This is a genomic window from Ruegeria sp. BHSB058, from assembly GCF_059613285.1.
Genome location: NZ_JBXWSF010000136.1, coordinates 1 through 5,341 on the forward strand (window position 1 = coordinate 1; position 5,341 = coordinate 5,341).

The following is a 5,341-nucleotide window of genomic DNA, read 5'->3' on the forward strand; positions in this document are numbered from 1 at the left end:
ATCGTGGCGGCCCGATTTGGCAAGTGTATTCTGGAATTGGGCGGCAACAACGCCATGATTGTCGGCCCATCGGCGGATCTTGAGATGGCGGTACGTGCGATCGTGTTCTCGGCCGTCGGGACCGCCGGGCAACGTTGCACCAGCTTGCGCCGCCTGATCGTGCATGATTCGATCAAAGAAGACTTGGTGGTTCGGTTGAAAAAAGCCTATGCTGGCTTGCCCATCGGCAATCCGTTGGACGAAGGTACTCTGGTCGGCCCACTTGTCGATGAGGCCTCAGCCAAGGCGATGGCCACGGCACTTGACGCGGCCAAGGCAGAAGGGGGTACCGTGTTCGGTGGATCCCGCGTGACCAAAGGTGTTCCCGCAGGCGGCGTCTATGTGGAACCGGCGATTGTCGAGATGCCGGGTCAGACCGAAACAGTCAAAACAGAGACCTTTGCGCCGATCCTTTATGTGCTGGGGTATGAAGATTTCGCAGAGGCGCTAGAGATCCAGAACGGCGTGCCCCAGGGCTTGTCATCTTGCGTATTCACTCTGAACATGCGCGAGGCGGAGCAATTTCTGTCGGCGGCGGGCTCTGATTGCGGTATCGCCAACGTCAATATAGGTCCTTCCGGTGCCGAGATCGGTGGCGCTTTCGGTGGCGAGAAAGAAACCGGCGGCGGTCGTGAAAGTGGCTCGGATGCTTGGAAATCCTACATGCGTCGACAGACCAACACGGTGAACTATTCCGCGGAGTTGCCGCTGGCACAGGGCGTTAAATTCGACATCTGATCATCGCCTAACTCGAAACGATCCGCCCCGACAAGCCGTCGGTGCGGATTTTCTTTTTTGTTCGTGATAACTGTCTGTCAACAGATAGTTGACTAGCCTTCCGGGGATCTTGAGAGTTCTTGGAATCGGCAGAATGCCATATGAAATCGCTTTACGTCCGCTTACGACTTTGTTGTTTGCCTCGGTTGGGATGATCTTCGGGGCGGCGTTCGGAAAGGCGGCAACCGATGAACGATTCACCGCAATCTGCGATTTGGCGGCGCAGCGAGCCGCGATGACAGAAGGTGTCCCGCTTGATGTGCTTCGTGCCATCACGCGGGTCGAAACCGGAAGAACGCGAAATGGCCGGCGGACGCCTTGGCCTTGGACTGTGAACCTTGAAGGTAGAGGGTTCTGGTTCGATACCGAAGCTGAAGCCAAAGCGTACGTTACCAAGGCGGTCAAAACCGGTGCGCGCAGTTTCGATGTCGGTTGTTTTCAGATCAATTATCGCTGGCACGGGCACGCGTTTCGATCAGCTGAAGCCATGTTCGATCCGCAGGAAAACGCCAGATATGCAGCTCGTTTCTTGAAGGACTTGCGTGCAGAGCTTGGTTCGTGGCGCGCGGCGGCCGGGGCATATCACTCGAGAACCGAATCGCTGGCTGCGGCCTATTCCAATCGCTTTGAAGCGACCTTGGCCGCCTTGGACGCCACCCCTGAGCCGGAGCCAACAAAAGTAGATGCCGACCCATTCACCCGCATGGCCATCCCGTTGTTCGTGATCCCCGGTTCGGGTGGTGGCGCGACCGCAATGGGGTCGTTGGTGCCGGTGTCAGACAGGCAAAAGGCCTTTATCCGAATTAACTAGGTTGCAAATGCAAAAACTCGACCCCCGTTCCCTTTTTTCCCCAACTGTATTGCTGGCGCTAGCGCTCATGGCTGTTATCGTCATGATGATCTTGCCAATGCCGGCTTGGGTGTTGGACTTGGGTCTGGCCGCTTCTTTCGCGCTGGCAATCCTGATTTTCACGCTCACACTGTTCATCGAGCGGCCGTTAGATTTTTCGTCCTTTCCGACCATTCTTCTTGCTTCGCTGATGTTGCGTCTGTCGCTGAATGTATCCTCGACCAAATTGATCATCGGGCAAGGGCATACGGGGCCAAATGCTGCTGGTGAGGTCATCGAGGGCTTTGCCCAATTCATCATGAGTGGCAGCATCTTTTTGGGTCTCGTCGTGTTTGGAGTTCTGTTGATCGTCAACTTTATGGTGATCACCAAAGGCGCCGCACGTATGGCTGAAGTTGGTGCCCGGTTTGCATTGGACGGGATGCCAGGAAAGCAGCTTGCCATCGACAGCGACATGTCAGCCGGTGCAATCGATCACAATCAGGCCAAGGAACGGCGCGAGACTGAACAACAGGAAACCACATTCTTCGGATCGCTCGACGGGGCATCAAAGTTCGTCAAGGGAGACGCTATTGCGGGCCTTCTAATAACACTCCTCAACCTCGTCATGGGATTGATAATGGGCGTCGCGGTACATGGTATGCCACTGTCCGCAGCTCTTGAAACCTATGCAATTTTGACAGTGGGCGATGGTCTCGTCTCGCAAATCCCGGCAGTGATCATTTCAATTGCATCCGCTCTGTTGTTGGCGCGTGGCGGTGCACAAGGGGCTACGGACAACGCCATCTTCTCGCAACTTGGCCGCCACCCCCCGGCACTGGCCACGGTTGGTGTTCTGATGGCCTTGTTCGCCCTGGTTCCGGGTCTACCTTTCGTGCCTTTCATGCTAGGGGCCGGGGTTCTAGGGTTTTTCGCCTTTTCGATTCAAAAAAAACGTCGGGCGGAAGCTGAGGACGCCAATCAAGTTGCCTCTTCGCAGCAGCAGCCCATGGCTCAAGCAATCGGCGATGTTCTGGAACTTGATGACGTACATCTTGAATTTGCACCCGATCTCGTTGCGATGGTTCTGGATCCTGGAACGGGGTTGGATGCCCGGATCGCCAATATGCGCATCCATGTCGCTACGGTTTTTGGTCTGATTCTGCCCGAAATCCGTCTAACCGATCAGAGCGAACTGCCGACCGGCACCTACGTCATTCGTGTACATGGGGTGGAACAGGCCCGTGGTGTTCTGAACCCGGATCTCGTTTTGGCGCTGGTGCAAGAGGGATCGGAGGTGTTGCCGGATGGCAAGGACGTAACCGAACCGGTATATGGCGCCCCCGCCCGTTGGTTGCGGCCGCAAGACCGCGAAGAAGCTGCCATGTCAGGGGCAACCATAGTGACGCCGCCAGAAATTCTTGCCACCCACTTGCTTGAAATCATAAAGAGGAATTTTGCCCGGCTACTGACCTTGAAATCTCTCCGGCGCACGCTGTTGGAAATGACGCGCCTCAGTGATCATGCCCGGGCGGAGGCTAACAGGAAGCTACTTGATGAGCTAATACCAGACAAAGTGCCGATCGACACCTTGCATGCAGTATTGCGGCTGTTGCTAGAGGAGCGTGTCTCAATCCGCAATATGCCACTAATCCTGGAAAGCATCGCCGAAGCGCGCTTGTTGACCACGCAAGCTGAATCGATCTGCGAGCATGTCCGCCAGCGGCTGGGGTTCCAATTGGTGGCAGAAATGAAGCGCGACGACGGGACGATCCCCCTGATTCAGCTTGCGCCAGATTGGGAGGACACGTTTTCCAGATATCAAATCGACGCAAACCCGTCCGGTCTGGATGTTGCCCTACCGCCGGAACTATTCAACAAACTCGCGGACGGTGTGGCTGACCGGATGATACGATCTTCGGAACAGGGCCTCTATCCGGCGTTGGTGACTTCCTCTCACCGAAGGAGATTGCTGCGGACCATCCTCCGGGCGCGGGGAGTTACCAACCCGGTACTTTCTTTCGAGGAAATCGGATTTGAAGCGCGGCCCGCATTGGTCGGTATGGTGGCTGCATGATTACGATGGTGCCGGGGATACTGCCTGAACTAGGGGATGAGATCTGGCATGTTTTCTCGGTTTTCCTGCGGGTATCTGCCGCCGTCTCGATGATGCCGGCATTTGGGGAACGAATGGTCCCTATGCGTGTCAAGTTGGGCATCGCTGTTGCTTTCTCGTTGATTGTGGCCCCTGCCGTTGAGGCCTCGTCGGGCCGATCAGATTTCGGCAGTTTGGTCGCTGTCATCTTGGTTGAGATTGCAATAGGCCTTGCTCTGGGAATTGTCCTGCGCCTGTTCGTGTTGACGCTTCAAACAGCAGGTTCAATTGCGGCGCAGGCGACATCGTTGTCACAGATCCTTGGCAACGCGGTCGCCGAGCCGGTTCCGGCAATGGGGTATCTACTAGTAATCGCAGGTCTCGCACTAGCTACAATCATGGGGCTTCACGTAAGGGCTGCCCTGTTTCTGATTGATAGCTATTCAGTGTTTCCTGTTGGGGTATTGCCCAAAGCTCCGGACCTTGCATCATGGGGAACACAACAGATATCGCAAAGCTTTTCGCGGGCACTTGGACTTGCTGCACCCTTTGTAATCACTTCGCTAACCTACAATCTGGCTTTGGGTGTCATTAACCGCGCCATGCCGCAGTTGATGGTCGCGTTCGTTGGCGCGCCTGCCCTCACTTTTGGCGGACTAATTCTTTTGTTTCTAAGCGCGCCACTAATTTTGACGGAATGGTCTGGGTCTTTGTTTGCGTTCCTATCGATACCGATTGGCAGCAATCCATGAGTGGTTCGGATGACGATACTGAAAAGTCTTTTGACCCAACGCCGCAAAAGCTTCTGAAGGCGCGTGAAAAGGGTGAAGTTGCAAAATCTACCGACATCTCGACCGTGGCAGGCTATGCTGGTCTGCTGCTTGCCCTGGCGGCTTTTGGCAAAGTATCGGTCGAACAGCTTGGCGTTCTGTTTGTGGTGCTCATTGATCAATCCGAGCTTTTGTCAGAATCGCTGGTATCTGGCTCCTTGCAGGCACCGATTGGGGGTATCCTGAGGCGTATTGCTTTGGCTGGTTCATTCTTGTTTCTGTTTCCGGCGTTGGCCGTTTTGCTGAGTATTGTCGCTCAACGGGCATTTGTTGTGGCGCCAAACAAAATCAAACCCAGGCTCTCGCGTGTCTCAGTAGTTTCCAATGCCAAAAACAAATTCGGTCGGAGTGGTTTGTTCGAGTTTATCAAGAGTTTTTTCAAATTACTTATCTACTCGGTCTGTCTGACGGTTTTCTTGCGGGTGAACTTTGTGGAAATCGTTGGGTCTAGCGTTGTTCCGGTTTGGGCCTCGTTGGTTCTAATGGCCGAGAAGCTAACGGAGTTCCTGTCCATTGTGGTGGCAGTGGCACTGCTCATTGGGGCGGTTGACTATCTTTGGCAACATGCCGAACACATCCGCAAGAACCGCATGTCTCGAAAAGAGATAATGGACGAAATGAAGGACGCCGAGGGCGATCCGCACATGAAGCAGCTGCGCCGGCAACGTGGGCAAGAGATTGCCATGAATCGGATGATGGCGGATGTTCCGACTGCAGATGTGGTGATCGTCAACCCAACTCATTTTGCGGTTGCGCTGAAGTGGTCACGTA

General features: G+C 54.9%; 5 protein-coding genes. All 5 read left to right on the plus strand.

Annotation, left to right across the window (positions count from 1 at the left end):
- Positions 1-777: aldehyde dehydrogenase family protein (locus AC2FNB_RS20325; protein WP_496748592.1), on the plus strand; the 777-nt coding region annotated here is incomplete at its 5' end.
- Between the two features lie 133 nt (positions 778-910).
- Positions 911-1,627, plus strand: a complete 717-nt coding sequence (locus AC2FNB_RS20330) for a transglycosylase SLT domain-containing protein (protein ID WP_496748593.1) — start codon at positions 911-913, stop codon at positions 1,625-1,627.
- A gap of 7 nt (positions 1,628-1,634) precedes the next feature.
- Positions 1,635-3,722 carry a flagellar biosynthesis protein FlhA gene (flhA, locus tag AC2FNB_RS20335; RefSeq protein ID WP_496748594.1) on the plus strand — a complete coding sequence of 696 codons (2,088 nt, stop codon included), beginning with the start codon at positions 1,635-1,637 and terminating at the stop codon, positions 3,720-3,722.
- Complete coding sequence (locus AC2FNB_RS20340) at positions 3,719-4,492, plus strand: flagellar biosynthetic protein FliR (RefSeq protein WP_496748595.1); 774 nt, start codon at positions 3,719-3,721, stop codon at positions 4,490-4,492. Before flhA ends, AC2FNB_RS20340 begins: the two co-directional genes overlap by 4 nt.
- The coding region (locus tag AC2FNB_RS20345; protein ID WP_496748596.1) for an EscU/YscU/HrcU family type III secretion system export apparatus switch protein at positions 4,489-5,341 on the plus strand (853 nt) is incomplete at its 3' end. The genes AC2FNB_RS20340 and AC2FNB_RS20345, both read left to right, overlap by 4 nt.

What these genes read in the sequence shown, in the direction of transcription:
- AC2FNB_RS20330 (WP_496748593.1), top strand. Translation starts at nt 911, where the DNA reads ATGCCATATGAAATCGCTTTACGTCCGCTTACGACTTTGTTGTTTGCC.
- flhA (WP_496748594.1), top strand. Translation starts at nt 1,635, where the DNA reads ATGCAAAAACTCGACCCCCGTTCCCTTTTTTCCCCAACTGTATTGCTG.
- AC2FNB_RS20340 (WP_496748595.1), top strand. Translation starts at nt 3,719, where the DNA reads ATGATTACGATGGTGCCGGGGATACTGCCTGAACTAGGGGATGAGATC.